The sequence below is a fragment of the Pseudomonas putida genome, from assembly GCF_005080685.1.
GTDB lineage: Bacteria > Pseudomonadota > Gammaproteobacteria > Pseudomonadales > Pseudomonadaceae > Aquipseudomonas > Aquipseudomonas putida_V.
This window is the reverse complement of record NZ_CP039371.1, coordinates 2,380,389-2,401,637: the sequence shown is the minus strand read 5'-3', so window position 1 is coordinate 2,401,637 and position 21,249 is coordinate 2,380,389. Positions and strand designations below refer to the sequence as shown.

Genomic DNA, 21,249 nt, shown 5'->3' with positions numbered 1-21,249 from the left:
GCTCCGGACAGGTTTGTCCTGTCCGGCTCTTCGCTTCCCCAAATGGCGTACAAGGAGTTCTCATGCCTAGCCAATCCGACCTGCGTTTCACCTTCCAACCCCTGGTCGGCACGACGCAGCTCGAAGTGGTGTCGTTCTCACTCACGGAGGCAGTGAGCACACCCTTCGAACTGACCCTTGAGCTGATCAGCTTCGAGAAGAACGTCAACTTCGCCCATCTGCTCGACAAGCCCGTGCTCTTCACCCTCTGGCGCGCTGATCGCCCGGTGCGTTACGTGCACGGCCTGGTCAGCAGCTTCACCCAAGGCGAGACCGGTTTCTACCGCACCCGCTATCACGCCGTGGTCGAGCCGCAGTTGGCACGTGCCGCCCTGCGCTCGAACTGGCGCATCTTCCAGCACAAGACCGTTCCACAGATTCTCGAGATCATGCTCAAGCGCCAGGGCATCATCCGCCATGAAATCTCCAGCAACTTCAACCATCAAGTCCGGGAGTTCTGTGTCCAGGCCGGTGAGACCGACCTCGAATTCATTGCCCGCCTGGCAGCCGAGGAAGGCTTCGTCTACCGCTTCGAGCACACTGCCAAGCAGCACAGACTGATCTTCACCGACCATGTGCTCACCCTCGGGCAACTCAGTCGCGGCGCCATCGAGCAGGAAAGCGAACACCGTGCCAACGATTCGCAAAAGCCCAAAATCGACACCGTGCTGTACCACGCCAACAGCGGCGGCGATCAGCCCGGGCCGTGCCTGCGCCGCTTGCGCTACAGCGAGCAGGTCCGCACCTCGCGCCAGGTGCAGCGCGACTACACCTTCACCAACCCAGCCTATCGCCAGGAGCACCTGGCCGGCATCGAGCAATCCCCCGACTACGAGCGTTTCGACTATCCAGGCCGCTACAAGCGCGATGCGGTCGGCAAGCCCTTCACCGCCACCCGTTTCAGCGCGTTGCGCCATGATGCCCGGATCGCGGAAGTCATCGGCGACGACGAACGCCTGCAAGCGGGCCTGAGCTTCACCCTCACCGAGCACCCGCGCGAAGACCTCAATGTACACTGGCGCGTGATCGAGGTGAAACACGAAGGCTCCCAGTTCACCAGCCTGCAGGAAGAAGCCGCAGGTGCCGATCGCGGCACGCATTACCAGCACACTGCGCTGCTGGTTCCCGGCATGGCCGAGTGGCGCCCCAAGTCGTTGCCTAAACCGCGGGTCGACGGCCCGCACATGGCCACCGTGGTTGGCCCGCCCGGCGAAGAGATTTATTGCGACGAGTGGGGTCGGGTCAAGGTCAGCTTTCCCTGGGACCGCGAAAGCAAGAACAACGAGTTCAGTTCCTGTTGGGTGCGCGTGTCACAAGGCTGGGCCGGAGGCGGCTGGGGCGCGATGGCCATCCCCCGGGTCGGTCAGGACGTGATCATCCAATACGTCAATGCCGACCCCGACCAGCCGATGATCACCGGGCGCACCTATTGCGGCAACCAGCTGCCGCCCTACGAGCTGCCCCAACACAAGACGCGCATGACCATCAAGAGCAAGACCCATAAGGGGCGGGGCTTCAATGAACTGCGCTTCGAGGATGAGCTGGGGCGCCAGGAGGTGTTCATGCATGCCGAGCGTGATCAGAACAATGTGGTCAAGCACGATGAAACCACTAGCGTCGGACACAACCGCATCGAGCAGGTTGGCAATGACGAACAACTGACCGTTGGCCACGACCTACGACAGGAAACGGGGCGCGATCGAATCCATTTGATTGGGCGCTCCTGCCAGGTAAACATCGGCCATAACCTGACCGAAGAGGTCAAGAATGACCGATCCGAATCCACCGGTGCCAATCACCGCATGGCCATAGGCGGACATAGCGCGCTTTTTGTCAAAGGCCACCAAACCATCAATGTCGGCGAGGGAGTGAGTCAGCAAACCACTGTCTACGAGCTGAAATCCAGCGAACGTATCGAGTTCAGAAGCCCCGGCGGCAGCATCGTCCTGGATCAGGAAGGCGTCACGATCAATGGCCGAACACTCACACTTCTCGGGCCGACCACTGCGGGCGCCAATGGAGAGGGGAACACAGTTGCATTAGATCTCACGCCAGAGGGAAACACGGTCTGTGAGGAAAAGCGTCGATGAACAGCGATGCCGTGATCAAACTCATCACAGAGCAATTGCGACCTGAGATGTACTGCCTCGTGCTAGTCGATCCTTTGGCGGTTCGTGAAGATAGCCACCTTTCTATATTGGCTCGGGTACATGAAACTATGGGCGAAAGTGCGATCACCCGGGTTTATCGCGCCGACTTGCCGCCAGAGCCGGCTCTGCATCCTGCCTTGATTTGTTTGTCGAGCCCAGGAATGCAACCGTGCCCCTCTCTGTTGAAAGCAACGGCGGAAGCAGCCCTCCACGATGTACAGCGGCGCAAACGCCATGTCTGTGGCTGGTTACTGAGCAAAACACCGCCGGCTCGAATCGCGTATCACATCACTGCTTTGTGCCGACTACCGAACGAAACCGGCGCTACCTCGTTTTCTCCAGTGTACGAGCCCTTGCGCTTGGAGTTGCTCGTTGCCTTGTTGCAACAGCCAGAGCATGGGCCGTGGTGGCCAATCGAGCACTGGGTATTTCTGACTAGCGGCGGCAGGCTCGCCAGCCTTAATGGGCACCCCAACTCCCGTAGCGACCTGCCCGCAGCCACTACACGTGTTCTCGGAGACGTAGCGCTGATCGAGGCCCTTCTGGCCGCACGCCGAGTCTTGCTTAGTCGTCCTCGGTCCCCGGAACTGTTGCCTCTGCCCACCTTGGCTGCAGTGCGCGCATCCAACCACATTGAAGATGCGCGCAGGCTCGGTCTGAGTGAGCAAGAAGACATTCTGGTGCTGGCCCTCCATCAACTGTGCCTGCATCCCGACATACACAAATTGGCTGCCGTGCAGCGACTCATCGACACCTGCATCCGCTTGCGCCGTCCCCTTTCCTCGCTGTTATCCACGCTCAGCGCAGCAACCTGGGATCGCATGATTGCCACCCTCCCCCCAGCCAGGCCTCACTCATGACCATCAGCCAAATCATTGCCACCGCGGTCGCCGAAACCGCGCTGCCCGACCAATGCAAGGCCTGTGAACGCCATGGCCTGCCCATCCTGCCCCTGAGACGGGCACTCGTGCCCGATACGCGACCTGCCTGGATCGCAGACGACGCCCCACCCGTGCCAGGAACCATGCTAGGACTGCGCACACTGCGCAGCGGCTACCTCTATGTGTTGCTCGACGAGAGCGTCTGGCATGCCTACGAAGTCACCGAGCAGGGCCACCTTCGCCGCTTCGACCCCTACGAGCCGCCGCTCGGTGCCCCACCTCCGTTGCCAAATAAGTGCGTGAACGCGGACCACGACATTCCCTCGGCGTTCTTCAACGTCGATACGGATCGCTACAGCACGGCGTGGATCGCATTTTCCAGTGATCCCTGGCCGGTCAGCGTGCTCATTGACTACAAGACCGCCAAGGCGCCATCTGACCGTTTCCAGGTGTTGGACCTGGCCCAGGCCCGGGACAATCCTGGCGACGTTGGCATGGCCATGACGCCCGAGCATCTTCAAGTCGATGACCTGGTGTTCGAATACAACCAGCAATTGGCCGGCCCTTTCGACAGCGCCCACGGGTTCCACAGCCGCCTACTGCGCAAAACGGCCCTGCGTGGTTTCGTGACCAACGCCATGGCCAAGCACACGCTTACGCAGGGTGTTCCCGCGGTTATCCTCCACGACACGGTCGGGCTCATCCAGGAGTACAACCATCAACGCCTCGGCTGGATCGTCAAACGCCAGGTCTGGCGCGAGGACCCGCAGCGTGCCTACCAACTGCAAACCTCGCAGATCCTGCAAATCATCCGGGCGACCCACCGTGAGTGGGCTGCGCAAGAGGTCCCAGCGTTCGGGCCTCAAACAGGCGACGGGCCGCCGGTGTTCGTCGATCCAGAAATCGAACGCCAGCGCATCGTCGAGATGCGCCAGCAACAGAGCGATGCAAGGCTCGAGGAACGTTACGACGAACCCCGGCGCGCCGCCTTTCAGCTGGAGTACGACAGCCAGGAGGCACGCTTCCAATGGCATATCGACCACCACGCGAAAAAGTATGCCGCCCTCTGTGAAAGCGTGGCGTTCGCGCGCATCGAGCAGTACGACTACGACGGCCGTGACCGCGATTCAGGCGTGGCGTACTGCAAGACCATGGCTGCGTGTCTGGCCGGCGGCATCACCGAAGCGCCGCGCTCCGAGCCTGGTCCTCCGCCGCCCGGAAGCAGCGAAGCGCTTTGGCTGAAGTGGCTGCGAGACCCGAACAGCCCGGCCTATCGGGCCGTTCTCTTACGCGACCAGGCGTTGCTCGCTGCGCTGCTTCCGAGCTTCTCTCATAACGACCCGGTGCAATGGAATGACAGCGACAAGCTCTATGCTGCGCTGACCAAGCTCATTGCCAGCGATGATTTCGGGCTGCGCCTGCGTGATGCCCTGAAACAAGCAGTCAGCGAAGCGCAGGGCGCCCTGAATGCTGCCACCCAACGCCTGCAGGCCCAATTGGCCCCCGGTATCCAGCATGTGGTGCTGCGCCTGAACACGGCCAGTCAGTTGCTCTACAACGGGGTGCATCTGATCGAACTGCAAGTGCCGATGAAACTGGGCGAGTACTACGCCTTGCAGTGCGCTCATGTGCGGGAGGTGCAGCAGAAGGCCAATGAAGCGATGGCCAAGGCACGGGATCGGGTGATGCCGAGCCTCGATGAAATGATGGCCGGCGCGCAGGGCGGGATGCGCAAGGTGAGACCGATCATCCAGACAGGGCTGCTGAGCCTTGCGGTGCTTGATCCGAAGATTGCGAACACGGTGATCAATGTCAGCGTTTGGGTGGAGGGCAAGGCTCATGTATTGCGTGAGCAGCTGCTCAAGGAGGTCCATTTGAATGTCAACCAACTCGGTAATACGGCTCAACTGGGGTTGGTGAACATTTCAGTGGCGGCTGGGACGCTCGAAGTACATGCACGGAAGGCGCTCGACGGGGTGCGGGTTAACGCTCGACAGGCTTCGCAATTGGTGCGAAGAAGCTTTAGCGGGTTGAGAGGGATGAAGGGCAGCGGGGAAGTATTACTAGCTCTGGGTGGGCTGTATTTACTGAACAACAGCTTGGAGAAGAACGCGGAACGTGCGGAGGCCGAAATAGGGCCGACAGCCCGCGAAGCAAGTATTGCGCTTTTTGGCTCGTATATAGCGATAGTGGGCTCAGCCACAGAAGCCCTAGGAATGCTAATCACAACAGCAACGAACGCCAAAAATACAGGACGAAACTTTATTCGCATCGGCGCGTCAATTAGCGCCGCAACAGGACTTATCGACGCAATTCAGGCTGCGATGGCGACCACAAGAAGTTTTCAATCAGGCGATGACACAGCCGCTACCGTATACTTTTTCTCAGGCGTTACGGCGAGTGCAGGCACATACTATGGAGTCATCGCCATTGGCACCCCTGCAATATTTGGCCCGCTCGGCATAGCAATTCTTCTAGGTCTATTCGCCCTCTCTCTGTCCAAATTTGCGCAGAAAGAAGAGTCGACTGAATTGGAAAAATGGGCAAGACGTAGTTATTTCGGATTTGCTAACGAAAAACCGAGCATTCACTGGAATAAACCGCATCACGCGGACCTTGCCTTCTCCGAACTAAATGCAGCCACATTAGGTGTACGCACGAATATCTCATTCTCGTCCCGATTAGTAAATGCTTCAACAGGCTCACTGCAGGGAAAGGTTGAAAAGATGAAGCTCGAGGAAAAACTGAAATTCCATCTCACACTCCCTGGCTTCATTGAAGGCCTCTCTAGTTATCGATGGGCAGTGGTTTTTCACCATAATGGAGAGAATGAAGGCCCTGTTCACAATAGCGGTCAGCTTGTAGCCTATGCAGAGCATTACCCCCCCAATGAGCCACCCGAAATCCTGCACCTTAGCAACCCATTGCTCACCCCTTTGCAGCGCTCCAAGTATCGACCCGAACATGTAAAAATCTCCGAGGCAAAATTAAATTCAAGCGGAGGAGACCAAGCCAGTTCAACCATCACCTTTACGGGCGAAATAGAACTCACTCCCGGCGCCTGGACGAAAGAAATAAGCTCTGCATCTCTATATGTAGCTTACTGGCCCGAACGCTTTTCTCCAGACGGTTACGCAGAAATCATAAGAAAGGAGTACAGCCAATGAAAACAGCAAACCGAGACATCGGCTGGAAATACGATCTACCTAGCCCACTTATGCCGCCTGAGCTAGAGTGCAGCATCACAGAAGTCTTTCCTCCACCGACCCAGATCAACAAAATATTCTTGGACCTCCCTCTATCAAGAATTCCGTTCAGAGGAATTCTCAGCATTGCCGGTCTCGCCATCCTCCTAACTTCCGCCGCAATATCAGCATTTCTAGCCATACACTTTATCGCCTCACCAAGAACCGACCATACATTAATAATCCAACTCATGCTCGCCTGGATAGCAACTTTTTATTTGCTCACACCATACATAAGACTAGATCTGATGTTGCCGCGCAATGAGCCAATACGCTTCAACCGATGCCGTCAAAAAGTTTACTTCTACCACTATAGATTCGACCGAATCCGCCCTCTTGGCCGCAAAAGCTGGGGAGTTAAGCCCGTCACATATGAATGGAACACTATTACGGCTGAGTATTATCGAGTATACCTACCGATGGGTCACGGCGGAGTCGTGGAAAAAGTCATGCTTTCAGTTCGCGCCCCGGAAACTGGCGAAGTAATAGACCGATTACTCTTAGCTGATAACTTAGAGAAGGGAAAGCAATATTGGGTCATCGCTAGGCAGTTCATGCAGAGCGGCCCTGAAGAATTACCAGATTTCAAGTACGCACCTCATGACCCAGAAAGAGATGACCATCCCAACCCATTCCACCGGCTCGCCCCAAAAGTTGAATGGCCAGCCGACATGGGCCTCGAATCTCGTACCGCACCTGGTTCGGGAGACCAATCATGAAACCCGTGACACTCGTCGGCCACCGCCATGACTGCCCCTTGCACGGCGCTGGCGTCGTCGAAACGGGTAGTGCTGACTACACCTTCAACGGCAAACCCGTTGCTAGAGTCGGCGATCGCGTAAGTTGCGGCGCTCTCATCGTAAGCGGGTCAACGAACTACCTAATCGGAGGAAAATCCGTCGCACGCCAAGGAGACGAAACGGATCATGGAGGCGTATTAACGGAAGGGGATGCCGACTGGCTACTTGAGTGAGTTTTATCCCTCACTCAAGTAAACAGTCACAACGCTGCGCCGCTGAACTTAGAGTACAGAGTTCACCCGCTTGGACCCGCTGAGTCACAAGAGTGGTGCTGCAAACTTCGGTTATAGCTACGAGTTTAATCATTCCCCTCAAACGCCACCTCCCAATTGCACCGCAACGCCGGCCACACTATCTGAAAAATAAATCTGTCCCTTTTTCTTTTCAACATTAAAGATGACTTTTCACCCACCTCAACGCTAATACCCACGATTGAGAAATGACATATGTCTACGCAATGGCTTTTCACGCATGAACCGAACCCAACTGTAAAGGCAAGAGCCACAAGTCAAGCACTAGAAGTAAGCCAGCTAGTACTTGCATTGCGAAACCCGTGGGTCACGGACTCTGTATTCATGGGAAAAATTTATACAGCGATGACTTTAGCCATGATGTTCACAATTTACCCTGACATATTCGACCCCAGCTACAGAACCAACGTACTTACCGACACAAACGGATTAGCATTTTATTTATTTTTACCACTTATCTTCACGCCATTTTTAGCATATAGAATTTTCTTCATCAGAGGTCTTTCGCATGTTTACTTGAACAGGGCGACGCAAGAGATATATTACAAACGATTCAGCACACTAATCACATTCGAATGGCCAAATACTATCGGAGGTGTTTTCAGGCGCACCGAATTTGGTGGTTCGTCCTTCAGCACAAGCTATGCCCTTGCGTTCGCCCCACGGCGCAAGGATGGCACCCTCCACCAAAAAGACTGCCTCTGGGTCGACAGCAACGAACCCACCGATCCCGACATCCAATACGTCGCCGAAGTCTGGGAATACCTCCGTCATTTCATGGACCACGGCCCCGACAAACTCCCCCCACCTGGCGAGCCCAATTGGTGGCACAGACCGCTTCATGCGATCTGCCTGACTCCAGCAGAAGCGTGGCGCCACTACGCCCCCTGGCGAACCGGCGAACCCGGTGAAATGCAAGGCAAAAAGAACTGGCAACTACCCTTCTGGGCTGTGCTGTTCCCTTACAACTTCTCTCTCGCCATCTGCTGGTACGTCATCTGTCGGGTGTTCAACGTACGCGCCGCCCCTCCTCCTCCAGAAGCTTTCGAGGAAGCTCCTATCAAACAAAGTAAAAGGAAACGCCCATGAGGCCGATCGTACTCGTCGGACATCGCCACGATTGCCCTATCCATGGCCTAGGAACAGTTGTAACCGGCGCCAGCGCCACCTTCGTCGATGGCAAGGCCGTCGCCAGGGTAAGCGATCAAATCAGTTGCGGCGCACTGATCGAAACCGGTGCAGAGTGCACGATCATCGAAGGCCAACCAGCGGCCAGAGTGGGAGATACAACCAGCCACGGCGGAACCCTTGTGGAGGGCGACCAGGGTTGGCTGATCGAATGAACTCCGCGCATCTGACAATAACAGCGGGCATTCACCTCGTCTCAAACGCCACCTCCCAGTTACGGCGTAACGCGGGCAGAACTATAAGACCACCAAACCCAACCTAGCGCACAACACCCCCTGCCCCCGTTTTTTGATTCTAACTTTAGAAGGAGGCCTCGCCATTGCGGGAGCTACGACCGTAATACCCTTCGCAGGATGGGCTGCAGCAGGGGTAGTATTAATTGGCATGGCGTTGATAGCAGGTGGCGTTTACCTTCACTCTAAGGCACACCAAAGAATCCACTCCCCTATAGAGCTTTGGGCAGCCAGAAGCATTTTTTAAACTAAAAACAATGATGGCGAATCCCGGCACAACATCACATTGGACATCAATCAAAAACTCCCGAGCTACCCATCCTTGATTGATGAACTGAAGGCGTGACACATCGAAACCTTCGCTCCCATCATGTTAACAATTGAAGGCTCGAGCGGCTTAGACCTCAACAACTTATCCAGCGAATGAAATAAACAAAACAACTGCCCCCACCTAACTGGTCGAATATCGTTTCGAACAATGTCCCTACCAACAACCCTACAGTAGAATTCACGATACTATTGCGGGAATTCATGCTCGGCCAGAGCGAATGAGTGAGGGCAGAACACTCGAGCCAGATCCGAACTGCTATATCACATCAGCAGGCCTAGTACTGAACATCAAGCAAGAAGTCGAAAAAGAAAAAACTGCAAAGCTGACAATCAATTATCGCCCAAGCCAGGGGCTTTGCCAAAATGTCGAATCAACAGAAACCTTAAAACTAGAAAACTAACCAATGGCCATCACTAATTTGTTCAAGCCCTGCACGCCAACACGATTCAGCCCAAGAATCACGGGCCAACTGCATTCCATCCATGGAAGTTTTTAGCCCTGCGAAACCCATGGGTAAGCGATTCCGTATTCATGGCCAAGCTCTATACCGCCATGGTGATATGTATCGCACTCTATACTTACCCGCACATATACGACCCCACACGAAACTATCCTCGCGAGGGCGCCTATACTTTCGCAGCCTTACTCGCCTGCGGACCGCTCATCTTCGCGCCATTCCTCATGTATCGGATATTTTTTATCAAGAAACTTTCCGGATTCTATTTCAATCACCAGACAAAAAAATCTACTACCAACGAATCAAAGAAACAATCATTTTCGACTGGCGTGAAGTAGAGGATGCACTGTTTTCGCGCAGAGAATTTGGCGGCTCATCTTTCAGCACTAGCTATGCATTAGCCTTCGCTCCTCCGCGCGCAGACGGCAAGCTCCATCAAAAGGACTGCCTCTGGATCGACAGCAACGAACCCACCGAACCCGACATCCAATACGTTGCCGAAGTCTGGGAATACCTCCGCCACTTCATGGACCACGGCCCCGACAAACTCCCCCCGCCTAGCGAACCCAACTGGTGGCACAGACCGCTTCATGCGATCTGCCTGACTCCAGCAGAAGCGTGGCGCCACTACGCCCCCTGGCGAACCGGCGAACCCGGTGAAATCGTACTCGTCGGCTGGATCATCAAACACCAGGCTCGGCGCGACGATCCGCAGCGCGCCTACCAATTGGGATGTCGTCCAGGTTCCAATCGCCGCCAGCCCGAAGCTCATCGCCAAATGGCGCGGGTTTTCTCACGATAGCGATCGAAGTAAGCGTTCACTTGCTCGAAGGGAATGCTCTTCTGCCTGAAGCTCTCGATCGGCGGAAATCCCTTCGGTGTGGGACTACCGGGCATGGTCCCATACGCATACTCCTGTTCGGCGATGATCGCCTGGGCCCTTGGAGTGAACAGCCAATCCTTGAACAACCGAGCTGCGTGGGGGTGCGGCGCGTTGCGCAGACTGGCGACGCCAGGGCCATAGAGAATGGCCACGTCAGCAGGGAATGCCAGCGCCACCGGTGCACCGTTGTCGCGTAACCGCGCTACCACCTGTGCCGGAGCCCAAAGCACGAAGTCGGTACGACCCTGGGCCAGGTTCGCTGTCAGGGTGCCGGGGTTGTCGCTGACCCCGCCGTTATCATGGATGCCCTGCAGCTGTGCGTCGCTCAGCTTGCCCTCTTCCTGAAGCAACACCACTGCAGCGTCGAAGGGGCTGGCACCGACGAAACGTACGTGGGCGAAGCGCCCCTTGAAGCGCGGGTCAAGGATCTGCTCCCACGTTTGCGGTACCTGCTCCGGGCGTAGCAAACGGCTATTATAGGCCAAGGTGAAGGCGTTGACCCAGGGCTGTTGGAAGTACCCGTCCGGGTCACGGTAGGTCGCTGGAATGGCGGCGCTACTGGCAGGCACATCACGCTCCAGACGGCCTTGGCGAACCAGTTCGGCCAGTTCGCTGTAGCCGGTCAGCACCAGGTCGCCGATATGGTTACCCGAAGCTGCCTCACTGGCCAGTCGGGTATACAGCTGGGTAGTGGCCGTCGGCTTGAAGCGGATCTCAGGGAAATCCTGCTGAAAGGCCTGCCACAACTCCACCGTCTCGGGAAAAGCAGTGTACAGCACCAGTTCCTTTTCCCCGGCTTGCTTGGCTTGCTCGTATAGCGTCTGCAGTTCGGCCGACAGCGCTGGTGCCGCCGCGGCAACTTCCGGCGGCGAGTCAGCGCCACAGCCGCCCAGCAGAAGCAGTCCCGCCAGGGCCGGGGCCAGCAGCCAGTGGCATGAAGTCTTGGTAGCAGGCATGAAAGTTCCTTGTCTCAGAAGTGGTAGTCGAGGTTCAGGTAGTAGAAGGCTCCCTCGGCGCCGTCCGGGACGATGTGCGAATACTTCACGAGGTAGCCGGAGGTGCTGCGCGAGGCCCCAGTGGACTTGTCCGGGTGAGTGTTGAATAGGTTGTTGGCGCCGACCGATACGGTCAGCTCGCGGGTTACGTCATAGGCCAGATCGAGATCGGTCACCCACTGCGGGCCATAGCTCTTGTCGTAGCTCTCCTGTCCCTCGGCAGCCTTCAGGCTGTACGTGCCGTAACGGGTGGCAGCTAGGGTCGTATGCCATTTACCTATGTTGTGGCGTGCCTCCAGTCGCAACTTGTTGTTCGGTGCAGCATCCTCGGCGAGGCTGACGATACGTCGGCCGATGGGGATGTTGTCGGTGCCGGCAAGCCTTGGGATCTCGGCGATGTCAGTCACCTTGGTGCGTCCGGCACTAAAGCTCGCCGACAGGTCCACATCACCGTATGCGGCAAGGCCCAGATGTTGGCGCCCGACGATGTCGACGCCGGTGGTCTCGGTGTCCATGCCATTGGTGAAGTAGCTGGCACCGATGATGTTGGTGTAGCCAGCAGCACTGAGGATCTCGCGCACACGGCTGCCGGTGAGGTTCTCGGTGAGCACCACACGGTCCCGCAAGAAAATCTTGTAGGCATCTATGGTAAGCGAACTGTCCGGCGTCGGCCGCAGCACCAGACCCAGAGAGTAGCTCGTCGACTTCTCCGGTTTCAGGTCGGTAGCGCCCAAGGCGCGCGCAGCTTCCGAATCGGCCGGAAACATGTGGATGAGTGAGTAGTAGTCGGTACCGGCGAGGATCTGCCCGTCAGTGCGCTGGTAACCGATTTGCGACAGCGAAGGCGCCCGATAGCCGCTGCTGATGGTGCCGCGTAGCGCCACTGCAGGGGTAAAGTCATAACGCACGCTGAGCTTGCCGGTAGAGGTACTGCCGAAATCGGAATAGCGTTCGGTGCGCGCGGTGACACCAAGGTTCAGCTTGTCGGTCAACTGGTGCTCCACGCCACCGTAGACACCGAATACGTTACGTTTGTAGACACCTTCGTCGGCAGGCCGGTAGCCGGCGCCGGGATTAGGCGTGGAGCCATTGGGATTGCGGTAGTCGCCCGTTTGCCAGGAGTCATCGTCACCGGCAAGTTCTTCGAACTTCTCATTACGCCAGGCGATACCGGCGTTAACCGTGAAGGGCCGTTCCAGGCCGCCGAGGTGCAAGTCGTTGACGTAGTCCAGGGTGGCGTTGTTCTGGTAGAAGCGGAACTGCCCCGAGTAGTTCTTGGTAGTGCTGGCGGCATCCACGTAGGTCGGGTTTAGGGTAACTGGCCGGTAATAGCGCGAGCGGTTCTCGCCATGATTCAGCGAGAAATCGAAGCGCCCAATGTCGCCCAGGTCGTATTTGAGCCCTCCGGTAGCGCCGATGTCTTCAGTCTTCAGGGTGATTTCCGGGGTGTAGCCGGCTGGGTAGACATCCAGTCGGTTGTTCGCATTGGTGGGCGCAACAAATGGGGTGTTGGCGCGCACTCGGTTGTAGGAATAGGTGGCGAATCCGTAGGCGCGCAGAGCATCGCTGAGGCCGACGTCGGCATTGAGCGCGAAGCTGTAGCGATCGGCCGCAGCGTCGCCGGTATCCCACTTGCGGTCGAAAGCTATTTCACTACCATCGCTGTTGAAGAAGTGCCGTCGGTCGGTCGAGGCGGAGCGTGTCTTATCCTTGTCCAACGCATCCAGACTCAGGGTGAGGAAACCGTCGCCCGGCAGTGCGAACCCTTTCCATGCGCCATAGCTTTTGCGCAGGCCATCGCCCTTACTGTATTGGCCGATACGGGTGTTAAAGCCGCCGCCGCTGTCGCGCTCTTTGAGCACGATATTCACAACGCCAGCGATGGCGTCCGAGCCATATTGCGCCGACGCCCCGTCGCGCAGCACCTCGACATGGTCGATAGCGCTCACCGGGATGGCATTGAGGTCGGTGTTGGTCGAGCCACGGTCGTAGACGCTACCGATGTTCAGCAGAGGCGAAGGATGACGGCGCTTGCCGTTCACCAGAATCAGCGTTTCTCCCGGCGGCAAGCCGCGCAGCGAACCACCGCCGACCGAAAACACCGCGTCCGCCTGCTGCATGGCCTGGGGGAAGTGGAACGAAGGCAGCAGGTTCTGCAGGATGCCGCTTAAGCCTGTGCCAGGTGCCCGCTGCAGTTGCTCTGCGCTGATCACATCAACCGGCGAACTGCTCTGCAGCGAGGTGGCGTCGTGGCGGTTGGTGCCTAAACTGATCACCGGGTCCAGACGGGGGGTAGCGGCTTCGGCGCCTGGCTGCTCAGCGGCCAGGGCGCTGGCCGGGTCCAGCAGTTGGGTCAGGCCCCAGGTGCTCAGCAAGGTGAAACTCAGGCTCCGGACTCCGGGAGCAACATCGACAAAACGCATCCAGGCAAACTCCATCAAGTTGTGTAGAGCCGCCGAAGATAGTTTCCGAAGTGCAAATAAGGAAATACGTTTTAATTCACACTGGTGCGCTTTGGGAAATATAATTTCCACCTAACTCAGGCTTAACTTTCAGTTATTCTGAAAATAACTTTCCAGCCTGCTCGCAGCCGTAAAGCTCGCTCGCCGATTCGACGATAAAGGTTCTCAGCCAATTCGCCGCCATGTCCCCCGCCAAATGAGGGTGCCACTGCAGAAGAATGGTCTGCCCAGGAAACTCGAACGGCAATTCGACGAATTTCAGCGGAAAGCTTTTTGCCATTTGCCTGGCGAAGTAACTCGGCACCGTGGTGAGGTAACGGGTGCCCACTAGCATTGGAGGGATGCTGCCATAGTGATCGACCACTTGGGCGACCTTGCGCACGTTACCTAGGCGCGCCATGGTCGCTGCTTCGAAACTCGGTGCTCCGGTGTGCCCGGCATGGCGGACGATGTGGTTGGCGGCAAAGTAGTCTGAATGGCTGACGCTGCCAGCCAGTGCCGGATGCTCCGCGTCGGCCAGCACGCAATAGTGGTCGGTATAGAGTACGCAACTGGCATATTCCGGCGTGTGCAAGCCGACCGGGCGGATGAAGAAGTCGATCATCGAGGCCGCTGCTACCGAGCCATGGATGAACAGGCGGATGTTCGGCGCCACCTCGTGCAGCCCGCGAACAACGTGGGACAGCAGCAGGATTGAGTCGATGTCGCCAGCATGTATATGAAAATCGCGCCCGGTAGTGGCGGGGTCGAAGCCCTGGCGCAGGCCGATCACCCGCTGCGCCTGCTCGATCAGCTCCCGCACCGGCTCACGCAGGGTTTCGGCGAACGGGGTAGCGACCAGGCGACGCCCCCGGGGAACGAAGATATCGTCACCAAAATGGCTGCGCAATTTCGCCAACTGCACGCTGATTGCCGCCTGGCTCACACCAAAACGGGCAGCGGTTCGGTTGACACTGCCTTCGCTGAGCAACACATCAAGCGTGGCGAGCAGGTTCAGATTGAGGTCGAGATTGGCCATGGCCGACGCACTTCTATATCTACAAGAAATAATAATTACACATAATAATTACTTTTAGATATATCAAAACGATCCATGCTTACAACCGTGACTTAGCCTGCTATCGCTGGTTGGGCCTGCGAGTGCTGCTTGGCTGGCGTGGCAGCCAACAGCACGCAACGCTGTGCGGCAAACTGCAGGTGCAGTGTCTGCGGTCCGACCAGGGCGGCGGGTGGAACCGACCAGTCTTGCGCCTGCAGCGTCACCCGCAGCTTCACGGCACCCGCGTGCACCAGTGCCTCATGACGGCCTCCGAGGTATTGCACATCCATAACCCGAGCCTGGGGCAGTGCCAGCGAGCCGGGCATGGCCTGAGGGCTAGCCAGCAGATCACTGGCGCGCACCGCCAGTTGCCCTACCTCATCTACGCCCCGCCTGGCTCCAGGCAGCCATAGCGGCCTCGTCAGGCCGAGGTCCAGCGCCAGCCCGCCGGCTGACTCACGCACGTCCTGCACCGCGAGCAGGTTGTCGAAGCCGACAAAACTGGCAACGAATGGTGAAGCGGGCCGTGCATAGATCTCCTGCGGCGTGCCGAGCTGAGCCAGTTGCCCGCCCTGCATCACGGCGATGCGGTCGGCCAGTGCCAGGGCTTCGCTCTGGTCGTGAGTCACATAAACAGCTGTGTAGCCCAGCTCCCGGTGCAAGGTTCTAAGCTGTTCGCGCAGTTGCAAGCGTAAACTGGCATCCAGGTTAGACAGTGGCTCATCGAACAGAAGCAGCTGTGGTGAGGCTGCCAACGCCCGTGCCAAGGCCACACGCTGCTGCTGGCCGCCGGACAACTGGGCCGGGTAGCGGCCAGCCAGAGCCTCCAGGCCCACCTGACGCAGCGCACGCCGGGCCACCAGACCAGTGTCATCAGCACTACGGCGGGCTCGGACCGGATAGGCCACGTTGGCTTCCACCGTCATGTGTGGCCACAGCGCGTAGTTCTGGAACACCATGCCCAAATCACGCCTCTCCGGCGGGACGAACAGCCCGCGCTCTGGCGCAGCCACCAGGGTTCCCGCGATCTCGATGCTACCTTCGTCAGGGCGCTCTAGCCCAGCAATGCAGCGCAGAGTGGTGGTCTTGCCGCAACCGCTGGGACCGAGAAGAACGAAGAACTCGCCGGGCTCTATCGAGAGGTCCAGCCCATTGATTGCCTTGGTCGCGTCGTGATTGGCACCGTAGCGCTTGCGCAGTTGGTTCAGGCGTACATGACTCATGATTGGTCCTCGGTCGAGGGGCCCCGGCGCCAACGGCGCATCGGACGCCCGACAGCCAATAGCGGCGCGGGAAGCAGGATCAACAGCAACAACAGGCAGAGCAAGGCTGCGGCCTGTCCGAGCTGCCCACGGGCGTTGTAGGTGTAGATGGTGGTGGACAGTGTCTCCAGGCCCGGACCACCGAGCAGCAAGGGAATGTCCAGGGAGCCACTCACGGCGATTAGGGCCAGGTACCATCCGACGAGAAACCCCGGCAGACAGAGCCGCATGGTGGTGTCGCGCCAGGCCCGCCAGGGTGCCGCGCCGGACACCCGGGCGGCCTCGTAGAGCTGCGGCGACAGCTGCGCCAGGCTAGCCTGGCCAATCTGTACCGCCAGGGGAGTGAGCGACACCACCAAAGCGATGAGCATCATTGCAAAGCTGCCATACAGTGCTCGCAGGCCGGGAATGCCAACGTAAGCCCAGCTGAGCGCCAGGGCTACCACGACGCCCGGCATCGCCAGCGGCAGCATGGTCAAAAAACGCAGCAGTTGGCCGGCTCGTCGCGCCAGGCTTCGCTCGACCTGGGCCAAAACCAGGCCCAAGGTTGACGTCAGCAGGCCGGTACCACATGCAAGGCCTAGGGTGTTGACCAGGGCTCCACGCACTTCCGGGCTTGCCAGCACTGCGTAGTAGTGCCGCAGACTGAAGGCACCCACCACCCCAGGGAATGGCTGGAACGACGACGCCAGCAGCGACAGCATCGGCATCAGTTGGGCCACTGCCAAATAGCCCCAGACCGCCAGCGCCAATGGCCAACGCCACCGGCCCAAGGCCAGGGTGCGCGGCGCGGCGGCCTTGGCGCCGACACTGACGAAGCTGCGGCGCCCCACCAATCGCGCTTGCGCCCATAACCCTATGCTCAGCACCAGGACCATGCCCAAGGCGACCACGGCCGCCTCGCCATAGCGTGGCAGGGGGGCATTCAGCCAGTCGAACAGCTCCACCGCCAACACCGGGATGCCAGCAGGCACACCGATGATCAGCGCCAGGTCGAACACCTCAAGGCCGCCGAGGAAGGCAAAGATGGCGGCGCCGGCCAGCGCCGGTGTCAAGCCAGGCAGCCCGATCCGCCAGAAACTGTACAAGGCGCCACGGCCGCTGACGCGTGAAGCCTCCTCCTGTTCGGCGGCCATGGCACGGACCGGTCCCAGGAGGAACAGATAGGTGAAAGCGATGCAACGAAAGCCGTTGACGAGCGCCATTCCGGTAAACGATTCGATGTTCAGCAACCCAGGCGTCAGCAGGCTGTTGAGCAGGCCAGTGTAAGGATTCGCGAGCAGCTCGAAACCCAGTGCGTAGAACAGCGAGGGCAGCGAGAACATCACTAGCATCAACGGCGTGATCGCCTTCCGACCTGGCAGGTCGCTGCGTACCGCCAGTACCGTAAGTACCGCAGCCACCGGAAGCGCGACCAGCAGGTTGAGCAGCGACAGGGCAAGCGAATTGAACGCTGCTTCGACCAGCCGGGCATCGTTGACGACCGCAACCCAGGCAGCCAGCGTCCACTGCCCGGCCTGGCCAAGGGGGGCGCTGCGCAGGCTGGCTACCAGCAGGCTGAGGAGCGGGCTACCGTAAAATACCAGCGCGGCCAGCAGCACCCAGGCCCCGAGACCTGGTCGCCAGCGCCAGTCCCTGGGCGCTGATAGCATCCGCAAACGGCGACCAAGCAGTAGGCTGTCCGTCACAGTACCTCCGCCGTGTGCGCCGCACGCGTGCGGTCGCGTTCCAGGGCGCCTTGTCGGATGCGTTGCAGCAGCTCTGTTGCAAGGCCTCGATCCGCCTCTGAATCGCCGTCGAAGCCGACCGAAAACAGCTCGATACCCAGGTCGTAGTAGTCCAGCACTGCCGCAGCCACGGTTTCCGGGCTACCGACGAAGGGCGGGCCGCCTACGCCATAGGGCAGCAGTCCGGTGTAAAGCGCTCGGTCATGCCAATGACCCTTCTCAGCCGCGCGGTGCAAGCGACGCAGACCCTCGCTCTCCGGCTGCCCAGAAACCTTTGCTGCGCCTTGCGCCGCCAGATCGCGGGCCAATGCTTCGACTTTCTGCCGCGCTTGGTCGTCGGTCTCGGCCAGCACGAAATTAGCATCGCGCCAGAAGCGAAGGTTCCTGCCGTGTCCGGCCGCCGCCTCACGCACCCGACGCAACAACTGGGCGGTGGCGTCCAGCGGCTCGGGGAAGAGCGCATAGCCGTCGACATGGCGCGCAGCAAAGGCGATGCCCTCCTCCGAAGCACCCGCTGCGGAGATGAAGGGTAAAGGCTGCTGCATCGGCTTGATCTGCGAGAATCCCTGGCGTACCTGGTAGAACTCGCCGTCATAGTCGAAAGGCTCGCTGGCAGTCAGGCTGAGCTTGAATACCTCCAGGTACTCACCGCTGCGCCGGTAACGGTCCGCCTTCGCCAGCAGGTCGCCGTCGCGCCGCTGCTCGGCGTCCTGCGACCCCTGAATCACATGCATGGACACCCGCCCGCCAGACAACTGGTCAAGTGAGGCGAAAGCTCGCGCAGCCAGGGTTGGCGCCTGTAGCCCAGGCCTATGCGACAGCACCGCTGCGATCCTCCGGGTCGCAGCCAAACTCCAGGCCGCGAGGCTCCAGACGTCGGCACTGGATCCGTTTTGTGCGATCAGCATGGCGTCCAGGCCGTCGGCCTCATGTCGCTGAGCCAGCTCTGCGAGACCAGCCGGGTCCAGCTCGTAGGGCTGCGGACTCCCTTGCCGGGCGAACACCGCCAAAGGTTTGCTCGCTACGGCGCGGGTCCGACCCATGCCGAGGCGTCCACGCAGTTCGAGGCTCATGCGACCCCCTGCTGCTGTGTTGCTTGCAAACTGGCCCAGGCCTGGGAGAGGAATTCCGGCCGAGCCCAATCTTCGATGGCAAAATCGTTGCGGATGAAGCCATTGTCGCGCAGCCAGTTCTTACCGATGGTCAGGCCGGCCAGGTTGCGTGGCGCCAGCGAGGGTGTGAAATCGACCCCTTCGATGACCCGCAGAACGTCTTCTACTGTGGCATCGTAGGTGGCCTTGTGGAAGATTTCCGCCGCCTCACGAGCATGTTCACCGACCCATTGGGCGGCACGGATATTAGCGCGCAGCCAAGCGACTGCCACTTGCGGACGCTCTTCTACCAGGGCCTTCGAAGCCACCAGGGTGTAAGGCGTAGTAGCAATGCGGGCCACCCAGTCTGGCAGCCGCGAAAGGTCGGCCAATACCTTGAAACGACCGGTGCGCTCGTAGATCTCGGCCCTCCCCTGTGTGGTGTAGATGGCATCCACCCGACCCTCCTCAAGGGCCGTGAGTTCGGGGGTAAATGGCAGATTCAGGGTGCGCTGCTCTTTGCTCTGCGAACCATCGGAGCCGCGCCAAGGCCCATTACCGGGAGCATGGGGCACATCCACCAGATGCACTTGCGATGACTCCAGACCGCTATGGCGCAAGGCGATGTGGATGCTGCGCAGGGAGTTAGCGCGCCACCAGTCGACGCGCTGCTCATCAAGGCTATGGGAAACCCCGATGCGCTTGCCACGCAGGTCCTCAAGGCGCCACAGCGGCGCCTCGGCACGCACCACGATCTGCCCGCCTTGGTTGATGTCGGTGGTGCCCAGTAACACAGTTTCGCTGTGGTCGGCGCGGGCGGAAATCGCCGGCACGTTGCCCCCGTCGCGCACTTGGTAGCGCGCGCTATGGCGCGAGTGAATAAGCGCGCCCAAACCACTGGGGTGCTGCTCCAAGCCGAGGGCGCGCTCGCCCACGGCATACAGCTCCTCCTCGAGCAGGCCAAGCCGATGCGAGACGTGCGAAACGACGAATACCGGGCAGATGGAGAAAAACAGTTGGTCGGCGGACTGGCTCATACGCGCTCCCGTTGTGGTTCGTTGGAGGCCCGACGTCGGTCCTCATCGGCGACGCCCCGACGGATCAGGGCAATGACTTCGGCCAGCAGTTCACGGTCTTCATGACCGATCAGGTCGCTGCCATCGTAGCTGTGGTATTCGCAAAGCCCACCCAGGGTGAAACACGTCACCCCGGCGCGGTAGAAAGCCAACACGTGGGCTGCCACCGTCGCGGGACTGCCCACCAGGGAGGGTCCGTGGCCACTGAGGCGGCCCAGGCGGGTATACAGCGCACCGCTGTCGGTTTGCGGCTCGCCAGCGCTGGAGAGCAGAGGTTGCGGCGCGTGGCCTGCGGCGATGAATGCCTCTACCTCTTGGGTGATGGCCTCGGCCTTGGCCCAGGCCAGCTCGTCACTACGCCCGAGAATCAGGTTAAAGGCCCCGACCCAGAAGCGTTGCAACTCACGACCATGGCGTTCAAGAGCGAGCCTGCTGACGCGTTCGATGCCCATGCGGGCTTGCTCGGGGGTATGGCCGGCAACCGCCCAGACGTCGGCATGCCGCGCCGCCAAATCAAGGCCGGCGTCCGATCCCCCCGGGAAATGCAAGGTCGGTAAGCGCGTCGGGCGTACCGTTGAGTAGGCGTCACGCACCTGGTAATAGCGGCCCGAGAAGTCGAACGGCTGCTCTGCGACCAGGGTGCGCTTGAAGATCTCCAGGTACTCCTCCGAGCGCGCGTAGCGCTCGGCCTTGTCGAGAAAATCACCGTCACGGCGCATGTCCTCGTCGGTTCGCCCTTGGAGTATGTGCACTTGCTGGCGGCCCCCAGACAGCTGATCAAGGGTCGCCAGGGTCCGCGCCGCGAGGGTCGGCTGCTGCCAGCCGATGCGGTGCGCCGCCACCAGGTTCAACCGCCGGGTCGCCGTCAGTGCCCAGCCGCAGCAGGTCCAGACGTCTGCACGCAGGCTGTTCTGCGGGATGAGGCTGCTGTCATAGCCCAATGCCTCCTGTTCGCGCGCAGCGCGGATGATCACTGAAGCGTCGGCGCCAGCACGCGGACTGCGCTGGACGAAGAAGGACGCATAACGGCCCGCCGGGGTGTCGCTCAGCGGCTGCTTGCCGTTGAAAGGTATCCGTCCGCGGATTTCGATAGGCATGGAGTCTCCTTGACGGATGCATGCATCCGCCTGCTCGGGAAA

Annotated in this window: 16 protein-coding genes; 8 read left to right on the top strand and 8 right to left on the bottom strand. The window is 59.4% G+C overall.

Annotated features, from left to right (window positions below):
• Nucleotides 1–62: 62 nt before the first annotated feature.
• The 8 genes from E6B08_RS11050 to E6B08_RS31120 all read left to right on the top strand — a co-directional run bounded on the left by E6B08_RS11050 (nt 63) and on the right by E6B08_RS31120 (nt 10,377).
• Nucleotides 63–2,129 carry a type VI secretion system Vgr family protein gene (locus tag E6B08_RS11050; protein WP_136914026.1) on the top strand — a complete coding sequence of 689 codons (2,067 nt, stop codon included), beginning with the start codon at nt 63–65 and terminating at the stop codon, nt 2,127–2,129.
• Complete coding sequence (locus E6B08_RS11045) at nt 2,126–3,049, top strand: hypothetical protein (RefSeq protein WP_238349318.1); 924 nt, start codon at nt 2,126–2,128, stop codon at nt 3,047–3,049. Before E6B08_RS11050 ends, E6B08_RS11045 begins: the two co-directional genes overlap by 4 nt.
• Nucleotides 3,046–6,237 carry a T6SS effector BTH_I2691 family protein gene (locus tag E6B08_RS11040; RefSeq protein ID WP_136914025.1) on the top strand — a complete coding sequence of 1,064 codons (3,192 nt, stop codon included), beginning with the start codon at nt 3,046–3,048 and terminating at the stop codon, nt 6,235–6,237. The genes E6B08_RS11045 and E6B08_RS11040 overlap by 4 nt, the downstream gene beginning before the upstream one ends.
• Nucleotides 6,234–7,034: a DUF6708 domain-containing protein gene (locus tag E6B08_RS11035; protein ID WP_238349317.1), complete on the top strand. Its 801-nt coding sequence runs from the start codon at nt 6,234–6,236 to the stop codon at nt 7,032–7,034. The genes E6B08_RS11040 and E6B08_RS11035 overlap by 4 nt, the downstream gene beginning before the upstream one ends.
• Nucleotides 7,031–7,288, top strand: a complete 258-nt coding sequence (locus E6B08_RS11030; protein WP_136914024.1) for a PAAR domain-containing protein — start codon at nt 7,031–7,033, stop codon at nt 7,286–7,288. Before E6B08_RS11035 ends, E6B08_RS11030 begins: the two co-directional genes overlap by 4 nt.
• A gap of 273 nt (nt 7,289–7,561) precedes the next feature.
• Nucleotides 7,562–8,455 carry a hypothetical protein gene (locus E6B08_RS11025; RefSeq protein WP_136914023.1) on the top strand — a complete coding sequence of 298 codons (894 nt, stop codon included), beginning with the start codon at nt 7,562–7,564 and terminating at the stop codon, nt 8,453–8,455.
• Nucleotides 8,452–8,709: a PAAR domain-containing protein gene (locus E6B08_RS11020; RefSeq protein WP_136914022.1), complete on the top strand. Its 258-nt coding sequence runs from the start codon at nt 8,452–8,454 to the stop codon at nt 8,707–8,709. The genes E6B08_RS11025 and E6B08_RS11020 overlap by 4 nt, the downstream gene beginning before the upstream one ends.
• 891 nt (nt 8,710–9,600) lie before the next feature.
• Nucleotides 9,601–10,377 carry a hypothetical protein gene (locus tag E6B08_RS31120; RefSeq protein WP_322349413.1) on the top strand — a complete coding sequence of 259 codons (777 nt, stop codon included), beginning with the start codon at nt 9,601–9,603 and terminating at the stop codon, nt 10,375–10,377.
• Here E6B08_RS31120 and E6B08_RS11010 read toward each other — a convergent pair.
• The 8 genes from E6B08_RS11010 to E6B08_RS10975 form a co-directional block, all read right to left on the bottom strand.
• On the bottom strand, nt 10,344–11,414 hold the full coding sequence (locus E6B08_RS11010; RefSeq protein ID WP_136914021.1) for an ABC transporter substrate-binding protein: 1,071 nt from the start codon (nt 11,412–11,414) through the stop codon (nt 10,344–10,346). The two genes, E6B08_RS31120 and E6B08_RS11010, sit on opposite strands and share 34 nt — an antisense overlap.
• 14 nt (nt 11,415–11,428) lie before the next feature.
• Nucleotides 11,429–13,876, bottom strand: a complete 2,448-nt coding sequence (locus tag E6B08_RS11005) for a TonB-dependent receptor plug domain-containing protein (protein WP_192938645.1) — start codon at nt 13,874–13,876, stop codon at nt 11,429–11,431.
• A 133-nt stretch (nt 13,877–14,009) separates the two neighbouring features.
• Nucleotides 14,010–14,933 (bottom strand): LysR family transcriptional regulator, encoded by a 924-nt coding sequence (locus tag E6B08_RS11000; RefSeq protein ID WP_136914019.1) that lies wholly within the window; start codon nt 14,931–14,933, stop codon nt 14,010–14,012.
• Between the two features lie 92 nt (nt 14,934–15,025).
• Entirely contained in the window at nt 15,026–16,177 is a 1,152-nt protein-coding gene (locus tag E6B08_RS10995) for an ABC transporter ATP-binding protein (protein WP_136914018.1), read from the bottom strand.
• Nucleotides 16,174–17,904 (bottom strand): ABC transporter permease, encoded by a 1,731-nt coding sequence (locus tag E6B08_RS10990; protein WP_136914017.1) that lies wholly within the window; start codon nt 17,902–17,904, stop codon nt 16,174–16,176. The genes E6B08_RS10995 and E6B08_RS10990 overlap by 4 nt, the downstream gene beginning before the upstream one ends.
• Nucleotides 17,901–19,016: an LLM class flavin-dependent oxidoreductase gene (locus E6B08_RS10985; RefSeq protein ID WP_136914016.1), complete on the bottom strand. Its 1,116-nt coding sequence runs from the start codon at nt 19,014–19,016 to the stop codon at nt 17,901–17,903. Before E6B08_RS10985 ends, E6B08_RS10990 begins: the two co-directional genes overlap by 4 nt.
• Entirely contained in the window at nt 19,013–20,071 is a 1,059-nt protein-coding gene (locus tag E6B08_RS10980; RefSeq protein ID WP_136914015.1) for an ABC transporter substrate-binding protein, read from the bottom strand. Before E6B08_RS10980 ends, E6B08_RS10985 begins: the two co-directional genes overlap by 4 nt.
• The gene (locus E6B08_RS10975; protein WP_136914014.1) at nt 20,068–21,207 is read right to left on the bottom strand and encodes an LLM class flavin-dependent oxidoreductase; all 1,140 of its coding nucleotides are present in this window, start codon (nt 21,205–21,207) and stop codon (nt 20,068–20,070) included. The genes E6B08_RS10980 and E6B08_RS10975 overlap by 4 nt, the downstream gene beginning before the upstream one ends.
• Between the last annotated feature and the right edge of the window lie 42 nt (nt 21,208–21,249).

Bases quoted from the DNA above. Each gene is read 5' to 3' on its own strand.
- E6B08_RS11040 (WP_136914025.1), top strand. From the start codon at position 3,046: ATGACCATCAGCCAAATCATTGCCACCGCGGTCGCCGAAACCGCGCTG.
- E6B08_RS11025 (WP_136914023.1), top strand. From the start codon at position 7,562: ATGTCTACGCAATGGCTTTTCACGCATGAACCGAACCCAACTGTAAAG.
- E6B08_RS11045 (WP_238349318.1), top strand. From the start codon at position 2,126: ATGAACAGCGATGCCGTGATCAAACTCATCACAGAGCAATTGCGACCT.
- E6B08_RS11010 (WP_136914021.1), bottom strand. From the start codon at position 11,414: ATGCCTGCTACCAAGACTTCATGCCACTGGCTGCTGGCCCCGGCCCTG.
- E6B08_RS10985 (WP_136914016.1), bottom strand. From the start codon at position 19,016: ATGAGCCTCGAACTGCGTGGACGCCTCGGCATGGGTCGGACCCGCGCC.
- E6B08_RS31120 (WP_322349413.1), top strand. From the start codon at position 9,601: ATGGAAGTTTTTAGCCCTGCGAAACCCATGGGTAAGCGATTCCGTATT.
- E6B08_RS11030 (WP_136914024.1), top strand. From the start codon at position 7,031: ATGAAACCCGTGACACTCGTCGGCCACCGCCATGACTGCCCCTTGCAC.
- E6B08_RS11020 (WP_136914022.1), top strand. From the start codon at position 8,452: ATGAGGCCGATCGTACTCGTCGGACATCGCCACGATTGCCCTATCCAT.
- E6B08_RS11035 (WP_238349317.1), top strand. From the start codon at position 6,234: ATGAAAACAGCAAACCGAGACATCGGCTGGAAATACGATCTACCTAGC.
- E6B08_RS10980 (WP_136914015.1), bottom strand. From the start codon at position 20,071: ATGAGCCAGTCCGCCGACCAACTGTTTTTCTCCATCTGCCCGGTATTC.
- E6B08_RS11000 (WP_136914019.1), bottom strand. From the start codon at position 14,933: ATGGCCAATCTCGACCTCAATCTGAACCTGCTCGCCACGCTTGATGTG.
- E6B08_RS10995 (WP_136914018.1), bottom strand. From the start codon at position 16,177: ATGAGTCATGTACGCCTGAACCAACTGCGCAAGCGCTACGGTGCCAAT.
- E6B08_RS10975 (WP_136914014.1), bottom strand. From the start codon at position 21,207: ATGCCTATCGAAATCCGCGGACGGATACCTTTCAACGGCAAGCAGCCG.
- E6B08_RS11005 (WP_192938645.1), bottom strand. From the start codon at position 13,876: ATGCGTTTTGTCGATGTTGCTCCCGGAGTCCGGAGCCTGAGTTTCACC.
- E6B08_RS11050 (WP_136914026.1), top strand. From the start codon at position 63: ATGCCTAGCCAATCCGACCTGCGTTTCACCTTCCAACCCCTGGTCGGC.